The 18,170-nt window shown below is 41.6% G+C and carries 14 protein-coding genes; 8 read left to right on the top strand and 6 right to left on the bottom strand.

All coding sequences use genetic code 11. The features are described from left to right. Positions 1–190 precede the first annotated feature (190 nt). Genes G3569_RS08700 through G3569_RS08710 form a run of 3 tightly spaced genes read left to right on the top strand, consistent with a single transcriptional unit; the run spans position 191 to position 3,399 of the window. Entirely contained in the window at positions 191–1,699 is a 1,509-nt protein-coding gene (locus G3569_RS08700; protein WP_165268160.1) for an acyl-CoA dehydrogenase family protein, read from the top strand. 22 nt (positions 1,700–1,721) lie between these two features. Continuing rightward, the gene (locus tag G3569_RS08705) at positions 1,722–2,405 is read left to right on the top strand and encodes an SIR2 family NAD-dependent protein deacylase (RefSeq protein WP_165268162.1); all 684 of its coding nucleotides are present in this window, start codon (positions 1,722–1,724) and stop codon (positions 2,403–2,405) included. Between the two features lie 25 nt (positions 2,406–2,430). Beyond that, positions 2,431–3,399: an SGNH/GDSL hydrolase family protein gene (locus G3569_RS08710; protein WP_165268164.1), complete on the top strand. Its 969-nt coding sequence runs from the start codon at positions 2,431–2,433 to the stop codon at positions 3,397–3,399. A 1-nt stretch (position 3,400) separates the two neighbouring features. Here G3569_RS08710 and G3569_RS08715 read toward each other — a convergent pair whose 3' ends face one another. Together G3569_RS08715 and G3569_RS08720 are read right to left on the bottom strand one after the other, a co-directional pair. After that, positions 3,401–4,072 carry a hypothetical protein gene (locus G3569_RS08715; RefSeq protein ID WP_165268166.1) on the bottom strand — a complete coding sequence of 224 codons (672 nt, stop codon included), beginning with the start codon at positions 4,070–4,072 and terminating at the stop codon, positions 3,401–3,403. A gap of 70 nt (positions 4,073–4,142) precedes the next feature. Then, on the bottom strand, positions 4,143–4,838 hold the full coding sequence (locus tag G3569_RS08720; protein ID WP_205720102.1) for an SDR family NAD(P)-dependent oxidoreductase: 696 nt from the start codon (positions 4,836–4,838) through the stop codon (positions 4,143–4,145). A 198-nt stretch (positions 4,839–5,036) separates the two neighbouring features. Between G3569_RS08720 and hisC the strand changes: the two genes are divergently transcribed. From hisC to G3569_RS08740, 4 genes are all read left to right on the top strand, one after another. Continuing rightward, positions 5,037–6,149, top strand: coding sequence for a histidinol-phosphate transaminase (gene hisC / locus G3569_RS08725; RefSeq protein ID WP_240894661.1), 1,113 nt, complete (start codon positions 5,037–5,039; stop codon positions 6,147–6,149). Positions 6,150–6,173: 24 nt separating this feature from the next. Further along, on the top strand, positions 6,174–8,276 hold the full coding sequence (locus G3569_RS08730) for an alpha-ketoacid dehydrogenase subunit alpha/beta (protein WP_165268170.1): 2,103 nt from the start codon (positions 6,174–6,176) through the stop codon (positions 8,274–8,276). Positions 8,277–8,484: 208 nt separating this feature from the next. Next, positions 8,485–10,326, top strand: a complete 1,842-nt coding sequence (locus G3569_RS08735) for a histidine kinase dimerization/phosphoacceptor domain -containing protein (protein ID WP_165268172.1) — start codon at positions 8,485–8,487, stop codon at positions 10,324–10,326. A 749-nt stretch (positions 10,327–11,075) separates the two neighbouring features. Next, a complete protein-coding gene (locus G3569_RS08740; protein WP_165268174.1) occupies positions 11,076–14,129 on the top strand; it encodes a two-component regulator propeller domain-containing protein in 3,054 nt (1,017 codons plus the stop codon). 1 nt (position 14,130) lies between these two features. Here the strand turns inward: G3569_RS08740 and G3569_RS08745 are convergent, their stop codons facing one another. Both G3569_RS08745 and G3569_RS08750 read right to left on the bottom strand, forming a co-directional pair. Further along, complete coding sequence (locus tag G3569_RS08745) at positions 14,131–14,829, bottom strand: DNA alkylation repair protein (RefSeq protein WP_165268176.1); 699 nt, start codon at positions 14,827–14,829, stop codon at positions 14,131–14,133. Between the two features lie 10 nt (positions 14,830–14,839). Continuing rightward, entirely contained in the window at positions 14,840–15,601 is a 762-nt protein-coding gene (locus G3569_RS08750) for an enoyl-CoA hydratase/isomerase family protein (protein ID WP_165268178.1), read from the bottom strand. A 324-nt stretch (positions 15,602–15,925) separates the two neighbouring features. Between G3569_RS08750 and G3569_RS08755 the strand changes: the two genes are divergently transcribed. Then, positions 15,926–17,107 (top strand): IS481 family transposase, encoded by a 1,182-nt coding sequence (locus G3569_RS08755; protein ID WP_165268180.1) that lies wholly within the window; start codon positions 15,926–15,928, stop codon positions 17,105–17,107. Positions 17,108–17,183: 76 nt separating this feature from the next. On the opposite strand, the gene G3569_RS08760 is transcribed toward G3569_RS08755, so the two are convergent. Together G3569_RS08760 and G3569_RS08765 are read right to left on the bottom strand one after the other, a co-directional pair. Continuing rightward, the gene (locus G3569_RS08760) at positions 17,184–17,561 is read right to left on the bottom strand and encodes an endonuclease domain-containing protein (protein WP_165268182.1); all 378 of its coding nucleotides are present in this window, start codon (positions 17,559–17,561) and stop codon (positions 17,184–17,186) included. Positions 17,562–17,747: 186 nt separating this feature from the next. Beyond that, positions 17,748–18,113: a four helix bundle protein gene (locus G3569_RS08765; protein WP_165268184.1), complete on the bottom strand. Its 366-nt coding sequence runs from the start codon at positions 18,111–18,113 to the stop codon at positions 17,748–17,750. Positions 18,114–18,170: the final 57 nt, after the last annotated feature.

Raw genomic sequence — 18,170 nt, forward strand, 5'->3', positions numbered from 1 at the left:
GCCCTTCACGCCCAATCGCGTGAAGGGCTTTTTTTGTTATCACTGGTAAAAGAATTTAAAGGCGCTCTATAGGTTTTTACCAAGGAATTTTATTCGGTATATTACCGTTTACGAAATAAGGCATTACTAAACGAAAGAAGGATTAATAAGATTTGGTAGGCTTTTAATTTTTTGAATTTGATTAACGGATATGAACTTTTCTGATTTTATCTCCCATTATAAAAAAAGGCTGCATAAGCTATTCAATGTTGAGGAAGATATTGATAAGCTCAGTCTGAACCGTGGATTACCACAAGATATTTTAGAAAAAGTGATGGATTGCAAACCTCTGAGTGTATTTATACCGGAGGAATATGGAGGGCGAGGAGCAAAGACTCATGAGGCTCTTTCCATGTTGCAAGCCAGCTCTTACGAATCCCTGCCATTATCACTCATGATGGGAATAAATGGGGCTTTGTTTTTACAACCAGTGGTCAACTATGGATCAGAGGAAGTAAAACAGCCTATTTTTGATCGTTTCCTGCATGAAAATAATATGGGCGGCTTAATGATAACAGAACCAGACTTCGGTTCTGATGCCCTTCGTATGGAGACGTCTTTTAGAAAAGTAGAAAACGACAGTGATACCTGCTATCAGGTATCAGGTACGAAGCACTGGGCGGGCCTCACAGGAGCTGCAGACTTTTGGTTAATTACAGCCAGGAGAGAGAATGGCAGTGGCCTTGGACGTGACATTGGATTTTTTATCCACGATAGCCGTCGCGGTGGCATTGAGGTAGAAGAGTATTATAATAATCTCGGCTTGTATATGCTTCCTTATGGGAGGAATAAAGTTAATATCACAGTTCCTGAAGAGTATAAACTGCAGCCTAAGTCTATTGGGATAAAGATGATGTTAGACGTGCTGCATCGTAGTCGACTTCAGTTTCCCGGTATGGGGCTAGGCTTCTTAAAACGTATGTTGGATGAAGCGGTGACCCATTGCAGGGAACGTTATGTAGGTGGACAAAGTCTTTTTAACTATGAGCAGGTAAAAAAACGTCTTAACCGATTACAGTCTTCGTTTACAGTATGTTCTGCTATGTGTGCTTTTACCAGTGAGAATGTACCCATTACCAAAGATGTGTCTAATATGGATTTAACTGCAAATGCCATTAAGACATATACCACAGATTTAATGCAACAGGCATCCCAATCATTGTTACAGCTAATGGGAGCTAAAGGATATCGACTCGATCATATTGCCGGGCGTTCACTGGTTGATAGTCGTCCATTTCAGATCTTTGAAGGTTCTAATGACATTCTTTACCAGCAAATTTCTGAGTCTGTCATCAAACAGATGCGTAAGGTAAAATTAAAGAATCTGCACGAATTTCTTAGTGAATTTAAATTAACAGAACGGGCTGCAGATTACTTTACTGAAGTGTTGGATTTCAAGATTGATCATCAACTAGGACAAGATAGGCTTGTTGAACTTGGCCGAATATTGAGTCGTGTAATCTCCTTGGAATTTACTCTTCGACTAGATGAAAAAGGATTTAACAAAGGATTGATTAATAACGCTATTAGAATCCTGAGAGATGATGTAGAACGTATGGTATCTACATTTAACTATTATGATAATCCTGATGTTATAGAGAATTATGAAGAGTCTAGCTCTTGGCTGGAAGCAATGACCCCGGAATTTGCTCATAATTAATAGCTACCTTTCTATTTAGGATATGGAGAAGATTGTGGTACTAACCGGTGCCGGTATGAGTGCCGACAGCGGGTTGAAAACCTTTCGCGGTTCTGATGGCTTATGGGAAGGACATGATGTTCATGATGTGGCTACTCCTCAAGCCTGGCATAACGACAAAGAACTAGTACTCGATTTTTATAATGAACGTAGAAAACAAGCACATTCTGTAGAGCCAAACGAGGGACATCGAGCGATTGCTCAACTCGAAGAGCAATATGATGTTACCGTAATAACCCAGAATGTTGATAGTCTGCATGAACGTGCGGGATCTACAGATGTACTTCATCTACATGGAGAACTCTCTAAAGTACGTAGTGAAAAAGACCGGTCTCTTGTGTACGATATAGGTGGAGACAGTATTGAACTGGGAGATACGGCCGAGGATGGAGCACAACTGCGGCCCCATGTTGTATGGTTTGGCGAGCCTGTTCCCAATATGAGAAAAGCTTCAGCTATAGTTCCAGAGGCTGATATATTGATTGTTATTGGTACATCGCTTGTAGTTTATCCCGCAGCAGGATTAGTTGATTTAGCACCCAATGGGATATCAAAATACGTGGTTGATCCTAATACGCCTGATTTAGTCAACAACAATGACTGGAACCATTTTAAAGAACGAGCAGAAGAGGGAGCACCGAAATTAGCTTCAACGCTTCTTAACTAATTAGAAAAACTTTACATTTATTTTTATGGCTGATCATATAGCTACTGAAGAAGAGAAAGAAGTACTTGAAAAGTATTTGTTACAATTTCTGAATCTTGAAAAACGATATCCGTTATTACCGGGAGTTGAAAACGAAGAAGCAATAGCCGGTTTAATGGGATTGGAAACAGATGAGTTAAATAAACTGCGTGATCGTTTTTTAGCTAATGCCAAGCAAGCAGCTGTGGAACTGCTTGAAGATCCTGATGTTGCCGAATGGATAGAAGAGTTACCCTTTGAGGAGGGAGATACCATTGTAGCTTTGGGCGATTCTATTACGGATGACCTGCAAGGATGGTTTAATATCTTTGAGCATCTCTTAGACATAGGACTGGAAAGCCCCGATTTTACATTTATCAACAGTGGTATTTCTTACGATACATCCAGCGATGCACTTAAACGATTGAATCGCGATGTGCTTTCACATGAACCAGATTGGGTAATAGTAGCACTTGGTACTTTTGATGCCCAACGCTTGCATGTAGCTCCTGATCGCCCGCTTGTTTCTCTTGCTGATTATTGGGAAAATCTGAATACCATTGAGGCAACGGTTTCTGAAATTACCGATAATCCTTTAATATGGATTACCCCGCCTCCGGTAATAACAGAGATGTTACAACAGATCCGCCTGTTCCATTTCGATCTTTTTGAGGACGATTTAAGTAGCATCCGTGAAATACTGGTAGGTAAAAAGGGATATATTGTTGATCCTCTCGGAGAGAGAATGCATAGCGAAGACGAGGAGCACCATCAAAATGAAGATGGCGAAGAGGAAGGTAGTGGTCCTGCACCATGGAACTATTTGAGTGATGGATTACACCCTTCACTGTCTGGGCACACTAATACGGTAAAAGAGTTAGTTCGATTCCTCGCCTTATCGAAAGATCCGGAAGAAGGGGCGAGCCTGGAAACACCGGATGATTATGAAGGCCAGAATGTAGATTTAGAAGAATAGGTTATAATTGAACTTTTAGCTGAACCAAGTCTACAGCAGTGTGGTAATCGAGCTGCACTGTTCGGCCTGTTACTTTCTTTTGAGTTATTAACTTAGGGCTAAGCATCCCAATATTAACTGATTGAGAAGCATTGCTATAGGTGAGTAACCCGTTAACAGCACTTTGCGAGAGCGAAGACTGGGCAGAATAGTTTGGCCCTTTTGCTAGTACAAAAGAGTCAAAAATACCAAAGCCAAAACCTGCCCAAGCACCTATACCCGATCCATATTGCAGGGCATCTACGATGGGTTCTTGAATAATAAGAGAAACCGAGGATGCGATAACGGCTCCTGCAGCAGCCCCATAAAAGGTATCCAGTAAAACAATAATAGATGAGTTTACTCCGTCATTAAAGGTACCTGAAATATAGAATTGCTGGCCGGCATCTATTTGTGAAATATCATAAATACCTACCCCTATACCATAAAGGGTGCCTGCGCCCAATCCTATTCTAACAGGTTTAAAATCATCGCTATTTTTAAGTGCCATAGTAGCCCCTCCAAGAACAACTCCGTTCATAGCCCCGTTGAGGGTATTTCCACCAAGTAGTTTAAGTCGTTGTGCTTTTGTATTGGAGGTAGCTCCAAGAGAAAAAATGCTAATGATAAATAAAAGTGCTAAATATTTTTTCACGGCTCTTGTATGATCTGTTAAAATTAGGCAGTAATGTAGAAAATATAGATTAAGATTCCCACTGTTATCATTAGTCAGGGTCTGCCATAGCAACCGGCAATATCTTTCCATTGTAGAATGAGTGGCCGGTAAGGGCAAACTCTGAAATATATTGTCCCATTTCGGAAGCAGAAACCGGGGCTTCGAAACCGGGAAAAGCTTCTTCGAGCATATCGGTTTGTACGGCTCCCAAACACAATGTGTTTACGCTGATGCTTTGGTTACTGAGTTCTACCGACAAACATTCACTGAGAATACTTAATGCCCCTTTTGATACACTGTAAGCTGCCAGTCCGGGGAATTTAGAACTGCCCTGGTATCCCCCCATACTGCTTATATTAACAATGTGGGCATTATCATTAAAACAGTTAAGAAGCTGTCTGGTGATATGCACTGCACTAATTAAATTACTTTCGATTTGGGAACGCCAGTCATCAAGAGTTAATTCAGCAAAAGGTTTATTAACAAGCGCCCCCGCATTATTTATGAGGATATCAATGCCCTCATAGTTTTGTGTTACCTGTGATATAAGGTTAGCAACGGCTTCCTCATCGGTAAGATCGGTAGGTATTGCCGTTATCATCTTGGCATTGGTTTGTTCAAGTTCTTGTAGTGGTTTTTTTGAACGAGCAACTGCGATTACCTGAACCTCTTTATTAGCTAATAGTTTAGCTGTTTGAAAACCTATACCACGGCTGGCGCCTGTTATAACTGCAGTTTTTATCATAATCAGAACAATTTTTTTATGAAGGTAACAAGTGGTTTGGGATCTTACAATAATGAATCAAACAAAAAGTTTTAGGGCAAATCCGTTGTAAAAATGGGTTAATTTAGGCATATTAGAAACCTGAAATTTGGGACATTTATTAGTAGAAATAATCATTTTAATTGGTAGTACACCAAGCGAATAATTGCTATGGCAAATATGGATAACCGAAGTCTGGTTCCTCACAACATTCGAGATCTGTCTCCCTACGTAGCAGGAAAAACAATTGCTGAAGTAGAGGATGAGTATGATCCGCCGCAGATATCGAAATTAGCCTCAAATGAAAATAGATTAGGTTGTAGTTCTCATGTACAGGCACAGGTTATCAAAGCGATGCAAGAGATTCAGGATTATCCGGATCCTGTATCTCTTCAACTGCGTGAGGTGCTTGCTGACCAAAATAATGTGTCTCCTGAAAATATAATTGTGGGAGCCGGTTCAGAAAGCCTTATTGCCAATTTATGTCGCACATTCTTTTTGAATAATGAAGAAGCAATTACAGCCAACGCAACATTCGTTGGCTTTTTTGTGCAGGCCAATATTCGCGGTATATCGTTAAAAAAAATACCTGTAACTGATGATTATAGGTACGATTTAGATGCAATCGCAGGAGCGATATCAGGCCGTACAAAGATGGTATATATCGCCAATCCCAATAACCCCACAGGTACATATATCACCAGGTCTGAGTTTGAACGCTTTATGCGGAAAGTGCCTGAGGATGTTATTGTTGTCATGGATGAAGCTTATTATGAGTTTGCCCAAGATGTATCGGATTATCCCCACAGCCTTGATTTTGATCATAATAATGTGATTACCTTACGTACTTTTTCTAAGGCCTATGGGTTAGCTGGTTTTCGCATAGGTTATGGTATTGGCCCGGAGCACTTGATTAATGAAATGAGCAAGACCAAGCTTACTTTTGAACCCACAACTACAGCCCAAGCAGCGGCACTGGCAGCACTGGGTGATACTAAATTTCTTAAAAAAAGCCGCGACGTAGTTAAGAAGGGAAAGAAACGGCTATATCGATTTTTTGAAAAACATAATGTTGAATATGTGCCCTCTATTTCAAATTCCGTTATGATGATTCTACCTAACACCGAACAAGCTATTGCTTTTACTCAAGCAATGATTGAGGAGGGGGTTATATTGCGCCGGATCAATGCTTTCGGTTTGCCTAACTGTGTGCGCATTACTATTGGTCGCGAACATGAGATGGAACACTTTGAAAGAAGTTTCGAGAAGATATTAGAAGCACAAGAATTTTAAGATAAGTTTTTGAATAAAACGGTTATGCCAACTAATAAAGAAGCACAAATAGAATTACCGCCTATTGTTGACTCCGTTGATTGGGCTCATATAGCTGAGCTTATGCTCACTTCCCGAGCAATGGATGATAAAGAAGAGAATGAACTTGTCCCCAATAAAGAGGTTCTGTATCAATTTTCTGCGAGGGGGCATGAGCTTGGGCAGATATTGCTCGGCTCGCAACTAACCCACAAACATGATGCCGCCAGCGCCTATTATCGTTCTCGACCGTTGATGTTGTCATTGGGATTAGAGCTCGACGATGCAATGGCTGCTCCAATGGCTAAGTCTGGCGGATATAGTGATGGCCGGGATATTGGTGTAGTATGTAATAAACCGGGCCTTGACGGACCAACGGTATTACCAATGGCAGGAGATGTAGGCTCGCAGTATACACCAGCTATCGGATGGGCTCAAGGGATTCAATATCATAATCAGACACTTGAACAAGATGAATATGATCGTGCTATTTCAGTAGTGCTCGGTGGAGAAGGGTCTGTAGCAACAAACGGCTTTTGGTCGGCATTAACAATTGCTACTACTCAAGACCTCCCCATTCTTTTTTACATTGAAGATAATGGCTATGGTATTTCTGTTCCCGGTGAGTTCCAAACTCCGGGAGGGAATATTGCTAAAAACCTGTATTCATTTAAAAATATCCGCATTTTCGATGGGGATGGAACAGATCCGGTTGAAGCCGCGGACCTGCTCAGCCAGTCAGTTAATTATGTGAGAGATCGTAAAGGGCCAGCTCTAATTCACTTGACAATGCCACGGCTGAATGGGCACTCCTATCAAGACAATCAGGCTTATAAATCCCAAGAGCTCATTGAGCAAGAGCAAGAAGCCGATCCACTGAACAGTATAAAGACGTTTTTAGTACCTGACCGTATTACAGAAGCGGAGTGGAATAATCTTGAAGAGAAGGCAGAAACTGATATCGAAGAAGCAACTAAAGCTGCTTTATCTCGTCCGGAACCCGATCCACAAGAGACCACACGCTATGCGTTTGAGGAGAAAAAGGAAGATGGCAGTGCAGATCTTCAGCTTATCGGAGGGCTCGCCCCTTCTGATCACACATTTCCCGAAAGTTCTGAGACACCAAATCCAGGCAAGCAGCGAATTAATATTGTTGAAGCCATCCGTAAAACGCTGGATTATGAATTAGAAACCAATCCCAAGGTGATGGTCTTTGGTGAAGATGTGGGCGCCAAAGGTGGGGTGCATGCCGCTACAATGGGACTGCAAACGGCGCATGGCGAATCGCGCGTTTTTGATACAAGCCTTTCGGAAGAAGGGATTATTGGCCGATCAGTAGGACTTGCCTACAGTGGCCTAATGCCCGTAGCTGAAATCCAGTTCCGTAAATATGCCGATCCTGCTACAGAGCAACTTAACAATTGCGGAACTATTCGCTGGAGAACAGCTAATCAATTTGCAGCACCAATTGTGGTACGTATGCCGGGAGGCTTTGCCAAATGTGGTGACCCCTGGCACAGCCTTTGTAACGAAGTGTTTTTTGCTCATGCTGTGGGCTGGCAATTAGTAATGCCCAGTAACGCTCAAGATGCTGTTGGACTGTTGCGGTCAGCATTACGAAGTAATAACCCTACTATCTTTTTTGAACATCGTAACTTATTAGATGCTAAGTATGCACGTCGTCCCTATCCGGGTGATAAATATATTGTTCCTCTTGGTAAAGCAAAGACCTTGCGAGAAGGAAACGATGTTACAGTTGTTACATGGGGGGCTATGTGTGAACAATGTGAAAAAGCAGTTGACCAATCAGGTATCGATGCTGAGATTTTAGATTTGCGTTCAATTATGCCGTGGGATAAAGAAGCTATTTTGAAATCAGTTCAAAAAACCAATCGCTGTTTGATTGTACATGAAGATACCCAAACAGCAGGTTTTGGGGCAGAAATAAGTGCTACCTTATCGAAACAGGCATTTACCTATTTAGATGCACCCATAGAACGTTTAGCAATGCCTGACATTCCGGTTCCTCATAATGTGCAATTGATGGATTCGGTCTTGCCCAATGTGGATAAGATTACTAAAAAACTGAATTCAATAGTACGTTTCTAAGCGTTAGCTAAAGAGCCGTTCTTGGAAGGGATCGAATTCTTAGGCTTATTAGTATCGCTATTGATACATTCTCGTTTTACATTTCGAATTGGCAATAAACTTTAGTTTTATAAAAAGGACATTTGATGACTAAAGTAACTAGTGGGTGTTCTACATCTCAACTATGGCTTTGGTACGTCATGATCGATTTTAAAACCGTTTTCAAAGCATGAAACTTAGTACAAAGTTATTTATTAGTTTTTCGGTGGTAATCATACTTGTTGGTGGCATCGGTATAACTTCTTCCTATATCAATGAAGCTGTCAAAGATCAGGTTACAGCCGAAAGTGCACAAGCAATTGACGAAATTGAGCTAGCCGGGGAACTGGGGTTACAGCTATATCAAAGCCTAACAAGAACCCAATACCTGCTTGAAGATCAATATCGTAAAAGTTTGTCGATGAGCTTTAGTCGGGGGAATAAAACCCGAGAAACATTAGTAGCAGATATTGATGAATCTTTGAACAAGTTTCGACAGACGATAAGAAAAACGCGAAAACGTATTAAAGAGGAACCATCCAATATTTTTGAAGACAGTGTTCCATCAGAAGAGGGACTTGCAGTACTTAATAAGCTGGAAAAGAAATTTAATATCTACAGTTCATTAATTGAGCAGCTGCAAAATATAGATCCCGAAAACTACAAAGATCAGAAAGAGTTTTTTACGGTTACTATTGAACCCTACTTTCGGTCTAACCTATTACCGCTTATCGAAAAGGGACGGAAGAAGATCCAAAATAACCATCAACAAGAAATTACTTCCATAAATAGTCAGCTAGATCGTATTGGGTATATTTTATCGGTAGCAACAATTGTGGCAATTGTAATTGCGATTATTTTGACGTTCTTCTTATACCGTTCTATTGCTAACCCGATTAAAAAGATAGCTGCAGCTGCAAAAAGTATTGGCCAGGGGAACCTCCATGAGCGTATTGATTACAGTTCTAAAGATGAGCTCGGAGAATTGAGCGAGACCTTTGATCATATGGCTGAAAGTTTAAGCCAAACAACTGTTTCTCGTGATTATGTAGATAGTATTATTGAAGCAATGGCCGATTTGCTTGTTGTAACAGATGCTGAATATAACATAACACGGGTTAATTCTGCCGGTGTAGCTATGCTGGGATCTACCGAAGAGAAATTATTAAACGAACCGGTTCAGAATATTTTTAAAAGTTCAGTACCTGATCTTTTTGAAGAAAATGCTACCAATAGCAGTAAGGGAAACGATGCGGTATTATTAGCCTCTGATGACAGTGCTTCTTCCATTCCGGTTAGTGTTTCTAAAGGAATGATTAAAAGCAGCAAAAATACAATTAAAGGGTATGTTATTGTTGCCAGTGATATAAGTGCAGAAAAAGAAGCCCAACAAAAGATCACCCGATCTTTACAAGAAAAAGAAGTACTGTTAGCCGAAATCCATCATCGTGTAAAAAATAACTTAGCGGTTATTTCCGGGCTCTTACAGATGCAAATCTGGGATACTGAGAACGATTATGCTGTTTCTGCATTGCAGCAGAGTCAAATGCGGGTGCGTAGTATCGCGCTGGTCCACGAAAACCTATACCAATCTGAGAGTCTCTCTTATATCGAATTTGATTCGTTTACCGAAGACCTTCTGGAATCGATTAAAGATTCATATTTGGATGATGACATTACAATTAATACTGATATTGATAATATTGTTCTTACTGTAAGCCAGGCAATTCCTTGTTCCTTAATCATCAATGAGCTGATCTTTAACGCCTTTAAAGATGGGAATGAGGCGGCTATAAGCTTACAAATGAAAAAGCAGAAAGAGGAGATCTACTTTATTATAAAAGATGATGGGATCGGAATTAAAGAAGAAGATTTAGATTCAGATTCATTACGCATTTCATTGCTTCAAGTGTTGGCCAATCAATTAAATGGCAGGTTAAATATCCACAAGGACAATGGGATAGCAATTGAAATCTGCTTTGTTCCCGAAGAGATTGATCCCGAACATAGCAACACCCTGCATTTTGGATAATATTTAAAGTAATTAGATCCGTTTATTATATTTAATGTTAAATTAAATACAGTTTGCAGAAAGGGATGTAAATAAGTGGTGGAGAGATAAGTGAGAAAACCCTATTGGGAATTTAGATATACGAGAGTATCTTTTAATGGGATTCTCTGTTGTCTTATTTCCATTTCTTGGTCATAGTCAGCGGTATAATATAGAAGCTTTTTTGTTGATGAGGAGCTCGCCTACAGCCAGACTTTTGATGTGGTATAAACAAGCGATGGTGATCTTTGAATCGGTATATATGTAGTGGCATTACCAAGTTTAATGGTAAAAATTTTAAGAACTATCACTAACAGTGGGGGCTGAAAGCCCAATAGTACAGAAGCATTTTACGGGAATAGCAAAGAGAACTTTTGGGCCCAAATAAAATGAACTCATACGTAATGCTAACAACTATGCCTTTAATGACCAACGCGAAGAGAGTATTCAGCTTCAAATAAAAGAAGCTGCTTTAAATGTACCAGTTGCATAGAATTGGTATTTTGTCTATCCAAAAGAATAAATTAACAATTTTTTCTAAGTATAGATTCTTTTATCTTCATCGCTGTTGGAAAGAAAACTATGCGTAAAGTATTATTTTTCATAGATATATTAGTTACAATAACTATTATTTAATAATAGTTTTCTACATTAATTGTTATTGACAGATCATTTATTTGAAATAAAAGGGGTATAAGCTGAGATGCTTAAATTAGGTTTTAGGAGCAGTAATGAGATATAATTGGGTTTTTAAAAACAAAGTTTTCTACACATTCTTATTACTGGTAGGAATACCGTTTGTAGGAGTAGCCCAGCACTACGACTTTAAAATTTATTCAGTGAATGAGGGATTGCCACAGGGACAAGTCCATGACATGGTTCAAACCAGTGATGGTTTTATCTGGATGGCAACAAATGGTGGAGGATTAAGCCGGTTCGACGGCAACTCTTTTAAAACCTATACCACTGAAGATGGGCTCCGTAACAATGCAATACAAAATTTATATGAAGATTCTCAGGGGCGACTTTGGGTCGCCAACTACCCGGGGGGAGTGGTAACTTTTAAAGGTGATAGCTTGGTGAATCCTTTCCCTGATGATTCGCTAACACATTATGAAGTGTGGCAAATTAAAGAGTTTAATAATGAAGTTTGGTTTGGAACTTATGGCGGAGGTATCTTTGTACTTGATGATGGAGAATTTCGTCGAATTCGTAAACAAGACGGACTTGTAAGTAATTCGATATGGGATTTTAAACAATTCAGTGATGGGGTTATCTGGATTGCAACACAACATGGTATTTCAAAATTTGAGGATGGTTCTTTTACAAATTATACCGTTGAGGATGGAGTGAGTGGGGCAAAGGTTTATCAGATAACCGAAGATAAGAAAGGCAATTTATGGTTTGCTACCAGCGATGGGGTATCAATATGGGATGGTAAAACATTTCGAAAAATTAAAAAGATCAATGGAATTGATTTAGGCTACGTCTTTGATGTTAAAGCGGCTGCCAACGGCAATGTATGGATAGGTACTGAGATGAAGGGCGTTTTTGTTTTTGATGGTAACAGCTACAAACATTTTACCCGCGAAAATGGACTGAGCAGTAATTATATATATACCTTTTTTGAAGATGCCAACAACAATATGTGGGTTGCAACAGACGAAAATGGAGTCAACCTTTATCGTGGGGATGCTTTTGTTTTTTATGGTAAAAATTTTGGATTTTCTTCTGATGGGGTGCTAAGTGTTGATATTGACCGGGACGGAACTATCTGGACCGGTACCGAAAATGGAGTTGATTCTTATGACGGAGAGGAAGTTAGGCATCATCCATTGCCTGAAAGGTATGCCGACAGTAATATCTGGGAAATTGAAGAACTACCTAATGGCAACCAGTTAATAGTGATGCCGGATAACACGTTGCTGGAGTACGATGGAGATGAGTACCACAATTTTACCAAAGAAAAGGGTCTAAAACGGTGGTATACTTATGACGTCCTTATCGATTCTAAGGGTGTATGTTGGCTTGCTACTGATTATGGCATTATTCGGTTACAAGATGGGCAGGTAGAACATTTTACTATAGAAGATGGCTTAGTCGGTAATATTGTCCATCATATCTACGAAGACACACAGGGTGATTTCTATATTGCAACTACTGCCGGCCTGGGGATATACGATGGCAATAGCTTTGAGAAGGTTACAATTGAAGATGGGTTAGCCCATAACAGGATTAATTATATTACAGAAGATGATAAGGGCAATATTTGGTTGGGTTCCGCTTCCGGTGTTTCCGTTTTACAACCTCAAAATGGGGGAAGCCAATATTCAATTACTAATTTTGGTAAAGAAGCGGGTATGCGACTACTGGATTCGCATTTCATTTGGTTTGACCAAGAAGGGCACTTGTGGCAGGGAACAAATGGAGGGATAAATCGCCTTAACGTTCCCCGGTACTGGGAAACCGGAAAAATGAACCTGGTGCATTATAAATTATTTGAAGAAGGAATGGGAGCTGAGTTTAACTTCAAAGCCTTGGCAGAAGATAGTTCTGGTACGGCCTGGTTTGGTAGTATGGAGGGCGTGATGAAGCTGGATATCTCTAAGCTTAATGCCAGAACGAAAACCAACCCTCCGACGGTCTATATAACAGATATAAAAAGGAACGTTAAAAAAGTAAAGTGGGAGAAGTATAACTCTAAGCTTGAATACCAAACCGGACGATTGATATATCCATCAGTGACTTTTCCGCCCGGTGAGCATACTTATACATTCTCTTTTTCAGGTCTGGAATACCGCCAACCGGGAAATATGGAATACCGCTACCGAATGAAAGGGTTTGAAGATACTTGGTCACCTTTATCGGCAAACAATACAGCTACCTATACAAATCTGGAGCCGGGAGATTATACTTTGATGGTTCAGGCTGTTGGCGGATCCCCCAAAATGAAATCGGAGGTGACATCATATCAATTTTCTGTTGCTTATCCCTTTTGGCACACCTACTGGTTTTATACCTTGGTGGTTATAAGTTTTGTAGGGATAATATATGGCTACATCAGGGTACGGCTGGGCATGCTCGAAAAGAATAGATTGCAAGAGTTAGTAGAAGAGCGCACAAAAGATTTACGTGAAGCACTCGGAGAAAAGGAAGTATTGATTAAAGAGATCCATCATCGAGTAAAAAACAACCTTGCCGTAATTTCAGGATTATTAGAGTTACAACAGGGATATTCAGAGGACGATTTTTCCAGAAGAGTGCTTTCCGAAAGTCAACGACGGGTACAGTCGATTTCAATGATTCATGAAAAACTATACCAGAGTGAACGCCTTGCAGAAATTGATTTCAAAAAGTACGTCAAAGAGTTCATCGATATTGTCTCCTACTCATTTAATTATACAGAAAAAGAGATTACCGTTGGAATTGATGTCGATGGCTTTAAATTAGGTGTTGATCAAGGAATACCCTGTGGCCTTATACTAAATGAGCTTGTGAGCAATGCCTATGAACATGCGTTCGAAAATCAAGAGAAAGGTCATATTGAAATAAGCATGAAAGAAAATGGAGAAAGTAATATTGAACTTGTTATAGCTGATAATGGTAAAGGATTACCCGAAGATTTTGATATCAGCAAAAGTGACAGTTTGGGTTTGTCACTTATTGAGACTCTTTCAATGCAATTAAAAGGAGATTTTGAGTTTTACAATACCACCGATGGTGCGAAATTTGAATTAGAGTTCCCCAAGAAAGAGGCCCCACTCAAGGTACCCATAGACGAATAGGTTACAAGGACAAATAATGTTGACGTTCATCTTCAGGAAATTTTTCAATAGCATATCGAAGCATTGTTCGTGGCATCTGTTGAACATGTTGATCTAAAAACCGTTTTTCACATTTACGATCACGATTTCCTATCTCCCGAAGCATCCATCCAACGGCCTTGTGAATAAGATCGTGGTTATCATTCAGTAGTATCTCGGCAAGGGCCAGTGTATCTTCATACTCCTCTTGATGGATAAAATAGAAGGTACTTATAATCGCAATGCGCCGTTCCCACAGGTTATCCGATTTGGCCCAGCTATACAGTATATCCCGGTCTTTATCCATAAGGTAGCGACCGACAATATAGTGTGCAGAGCTGTCCACAAGATCCCAGTTATTAACGTACCGGGTATTTCGTTTATAGAGGTTGAACAGCTTTTTATGGGAGGTTTCATCCGCTTTTTCGGCTTTATGTACCATTATAACCAAAGCACAGAGGCGTTCCTCATGCCACTCAGATTGTAGTAATTTTTCAGTTTCCGGTAGTGAGAGCTCGTTAAAATCTTTGGCAATATTACGGATTTGGGGCGTAGGGATCCCCAAAAACCGATCCCCTTCGCCATACTCTCCGGGCCCTGTTTTGAAAAACTTTTGGGAACGTTCAGCACGTTCAGGATTCTCCTTTTCTCGAAGGGCCTGCTGTACTTCTTTATGATTCATAACAGGTTTGCTACGAATTTTTAAACTCATTAATGAAATTTTTGGTGAAATCAGAAAGTACCAGGCGTCCGCTGATTTCAGCTCGTTCTTCCAATAGCTCATCCCAGTTTTCGGTGCCTTCCCAGAATACTTTTTTGAGTTCAGCCATCGCATCGGGACTGTAATCAGAGAGCTGGCTCGCTAGGTCTGCCACCTGTTTATCTAGCGCTTCGTGAGAATCACAAACTTTAGAAAAGAGTCCCTTTTGACGAGCCCATTCAGCATCATTCCAGCTGGAGGCGTCAATGGATAGGGTGCTAAATGCAGAAGTCCCGACCTTTCGCTTTACAGCCGGCCCCACCACAAACGGTCCAATACCCAAGGCGAGTTCACTCAGCTTTATAGCCGCAGATTTGTGTGCTATGGTGTAATCTCCCGCGGAGGCGATGCCTACACCACCACCAACGGTTTTGCCCTGCACACGCACAATAGTAAGCTTGGGGCACTGCCGCATAGCGTTAAGAACTTTGGCAAAACCCATGAAGAAATGTTTGCCTTCTTCATAGTTGTCGATGGCAATCAGCTCATCAAACGAAGCCCCTGCACAGAAAGCACCTTCGCCCCGGCTTTTGAGCACCAGTACATGTACGTACTCCTTTTCGCCCATCTCAGTGATGGTAGAGGCAAGGTCGCGCAGCATCTGGCCGGGCAAGGAATTACCTTTGGGATGATAAAATTCAATAGTTCCAATGTTGTTTTCGATGGTTGTGGTAATTTCTCCGTTTTCGGGCATAGTGGTTGGTTTAGGTCGCGATTACACGCGGGTTTGAGTTAAAATTTCTAGTTAGCAATTTCATTCGATATTTCTGTTTTGGAGTATAGTATTCAGAACTCAGAATTCAGAATATTTTTTTAATATCGTTGTGCTCCTGGGACCCACCTCTTGTTCTCCTCCGCCGGAGGAGAGACGCTTTGTTTTATGGCGTTGCCAGGTTAAAGAACATTTCCCCTCTTGGGTGTATAGACCGGGGACATCCTTTACAGGTGTTCCGAGACATCCTTTACACTTTAAAAAGATCAAAAAATAGGCATTCTTACCTTCAAAAAGGAGGCCATAATGCCTTGGAAAACCGAGGAAACGAAAATGGAACTGAAAGCCGAATTTGTCCAAATGGCAGATCAACCACAGACCAATATGAGTAAGCTTTGCCGTCGGTTTGGTATCAGCTGTCCTACCGGCTACAAGTGGCTTCGCCGCTACCAACAGGATGGCTTGGAAGGGCTGTCCGAACGTTCCCGTCGGCCCGATAACAACCAAAACAAGACACCTGACCATATCGAGGAGCTGGTCGTGGAGGCTCGTCGTCGGGATCCCGGCTGGGGCGGCCGTAAACTGCGCTGTCACCTGTGTAATCAAGCAAGGGCCGGAACGATCGAGGCGGCTCCGGAGCAGATTCCGGCAGCGAGCACGATAACCTCCATCTTGGATCGCCACGATATGCTCGCCGAACCTTCGGATCCGAGCCGACGAGGAAGCTGGCAGCGCTTCGAGCGGGGCGCCCCCAACGAGCTCTGGCAACTGGATTTTAAGGGCGAATTTCGCTTGGCCAACCAGCAGTATTGCTATCCGCTCACGTTGGTAGATGACCATTCCCGCTTCAGTCTGGCTGTGGCAGGATGCCCGAACCAGCAACGGAGTACGGTTCAAGAACTGCTGATAACGGTCTTCAGGCGCTATGGACTGCCTTGGGCCATGCTCTGCGACAACGGCCCGCCGTGGGGCGCGGGGCTCGGCTGGCGCGATTGGGGACCGTTCTATACCGGGTTGGCCGTCTGGCTGATGCGGCTTGGCATTGACGTCATCTACAGCCGCCCGAACCACCCGCAGGGCAAAGGCAAAAACGAGCGGTTTAACCGAACCCGGGGTGATGAGCTGCTTGCCCACCGGCAGTTCGCCGACCACAGCGAGGCCCATGCCCGGATGGCCGACTGGCGTACCCGCTATAACACAGTCCGCCCCCATCAGCACTTGGATATGAACCCACCGGCCACACGCTACGAATCCAGCGACAGAGCATTTCCAGAGCATCTGCCGCCGGTTGCCTACGCCAGCGGTGCGACCACTCGAAAAGTAACCACCAACGGCAGGATTCGCTTTCGCGGTCAACGCTTCACGGTGGGAAAAGCCTTCAGTGGCCACCGGCTTGCGCTCCGTGCTAGTTCGGAGTCTCACACATACGACGTTTATTTTTGCAACCAACAAATTCGAACCATTAATTTAAACAAGAATGCTAATTAAACGTGTTAACCATGTCCCCGAACAGGTGTAAACCATGTCCCGGAACAGAACACTTGGGAGGGGAGTAAGGGGTGGGTTAGTCATCATATTTTAAAACCCACTGTTCAATAACACGCAAAACATTATCAATGTCATCAAGCACTTCTTTTTCAGAAAATCGCAAGAAGTGAACACCAAAGGATTCTATTCTCTGTTGGCGTAGTCGATCTTGCTCATATTGCGAATCATGATATTTCCCGTCTATTTCAATAGCCAGCATTAGCTCTTTACAGTAGAAATCGACGATGTAACGATCAATAGGTTTTTGACGGTCAAAATCGAAGCCGTTGACCCGCTTTTCCCGGATATATTTCCAGAGCCTTTTCTCTGCGGGTGTACTATTATTACGAAGTTTTCGTGCCTTTTCTACCAAATGGTGTTGGTAAGGAATAATATTCAATTTTTTATTGCTCATAAGTACCCACCTCTTGTTCTCCTCCGCCGGAGGAGAGACGCTTTGGTTTCTGGCATTGCTGGGTTAAAGAATATTTCCCCTCCGGGGAGGGGATTAAGGGGTGGGTTTAAGCCCGCCCTTGTTTTATGCTTTATACTGTTTTAATTGGCAGCATCCATTCTGAGTTCTGACACCTGAACTCAGGATTCAGCATTCACTCAGTATTGCCTTTGAATAAGCATTAATAAGTTTACTGACTTCTTGCAGCTTATTATTAAAATCTTCTGAGGCTTCAATATATCCAAGATCTTTTGATAAGATGATATAGTACCTACACTCTTCGAGTGATCCTTGGGAGATATTTAAATAACGTGCTGTATCTTTTTTTTCCCGTTTTTTAAATCCCTCCGCAATATTCGCAGCAATAGAAACAGCTGCTCTTCTAAACTGAGAGGTTAAACCATACATTTCTGATTTTGGAAAATCTTCAGTTTGGGCATAAACTTCTAACACAAACTCATGTGCTTTTTGCCATACTATTAAATCTTGGAATGTCTTAGCTGGTCTCCTCATAACATCTCCTATAAATTCTGATTTCTGAGTCCAGAATTCTGATGAATCCTTGCCCCT

The sequence above is a fragment of the Fodinibius halophilus genome, assembly GCF_011059105.1.
Classification (GTDB): Bacteria; Bacteroidota; Rhodothermia; order Balneolales; family Balneolaceae; genus Fodinibius; species Fodinibius halophilus.